This window comes from Streptomyces sp. NPDC006283, assembly GCF_040613325.1.
Lineage (GTDB): Bacteria > Actinomycetota > Actinomycetes > Streptomycetales > Streptomycetaceae > Streptomyces.
Map to the genome: position 1 here is coordinate 1 of NZ_JBEXRZ010000463.1, position 1,529 is coordinate 1,529.

The following is a 1,529-nucleotide window of genomic DNA, read 5'->3' on the forward strand; positions in this document are numbered from 1 at the left end:
GTCCCACCCAGGGGCAGCGCCGTCCCGTGGGCACGGGCCCGCATCGCGGTCCGGTGCCGCAGGCACGGCAGGACCGGCGGCCGGCCGCGGCTCGGCGCGGCGCGTGTCCGGCGCCGGGGCAAGGCGCGCTACCGCACGGGGCGTCTTTGTCACGCGCTTCGCCTCGCCCCGCCGAACGCCCACCACATCGCCAGGCCCAGCACCACGCCCGTGAGGACCGTCGAGGGGCCGCCGATGTCCGCATACAGGAAGTCGACGGTCTGCCAGAGCATCAGGCCCACGGCGGCGAGCCCGCAGTCGCCGGCCGTCGTGCGGCCGGTGCGGACGAGGCGGCGCAGGCCGAGGACCAGGACGGTGGCCAGGCTGCCGGCGAACGCGGTGAGGCCGATGAGGCCCTGCTCGCCGAGCACCAGCAGGTACATGTTGTGCGGCGACAACAGCGGCTGCTTCTCGAACTCCCGTCCCGCGCCCGCCGTGTCGCTGCCGGAGGAGAGCCCGATCGACGCGTGCCCGTCCCGGTGTGTCGGGAAGCCCTTCAGCCCGACGCCTGCCACCGGTTCGTCACGCCACATCGCCGCCGCCGCCGCCCACATCGCGTACCGGTCGGTGACCGACCGGTCGGGCGCGTCCGTGACCCGTGTGATGCTGCCGAGGCGGTCGGAGATCATCTCGGAGCCGACGCCGAGGCCGCCTACAAGTACGACGCCGGCGGCGGCGACGCCCGCCAGGACCCGCAGCGCCTGCCGCAGTCCGGTCAGCATGACGACGGCGAGGGCGGCGGCCGCCGTGGCGACCCAGGCGCCGCGGCTGAACGACAGTGCGAGGGGTACGACGAGCACCACCGCGGCGGTGAGCGCGCACGGCCTCAGCCAGGCGGGCGCGTCGGGCCGGGTGCGCAGGGCGAGGGCGAGCGCCGCGAGCAGCCCGTACGAGACGACCGTCGCCATCCCCATGACGTCCGTCGGACCGAAGGTGCCCACGGCCCGGATGTCCTGGCCCATGTAGGACGCGCCGGTGCCGGTGGCGAACTGGTAGGTGCCGACGGCGCCCTCCACCAGGGCCAGGACGACCAGCGCGCCGGCGGCGACGCGGAACGCGCCCGCGTCGCGCAGGACCAGCACCACGGCTGCCGGTACGAGAACGAAGACCTGCAGGTAGCGCACGAAGCCGGGGAGCGCGGCCTGCGGGTCGGCGGCGGTGACGGTCGCGACGGCGCAGCCGACGACGGGCAGGGCCAGGACGGCCGCGGCGACGGGCGTGAGCGGCCGCGCACGGCGGCGGAGCACCTCCACCGCGCACCAGACCACCAGCAGTACGGAGGCGATGTCGGCCGGCGCGACCGTGACCGCTTCGCCGTCCGCCACCGGGAGGGGGACGGCCGGCAGCAGCACGGTCGCGACGAGTGGCAGCAGCCCCAGGTACCGCGGGGTGCGTGGCGGCCACACGGGGTTGCGGGCGAGGGGGGCCGCGGGAGCGGTGGTCATGGTCAGCTGCCTCCCAGCCGGAACAGCGAGGCGGCGGTGCGGGCC

General features: G+C 76.1%; 1 protein-coding gene. It reads right to left on the minus strand.

The window, feature by feature from the left end; all coding sequences use genetic code 11:
* Positions 1–149: 149 nt before the first annotated feature.
* The gene (locus tag ABZ070_RS37295; RefSeq protein WP_356640635.1) at positions 150–1,484 is read right to left on the minus strand and encodes an O-antigen ligase family protein; all 1,335 of its coding nucleotides are present in this window, start codon (positions 1,482–1,484) and stop codon (positions 150–152) included.
* Positions 1,485–1,529 lie beyond the last annotated feature (45 nt).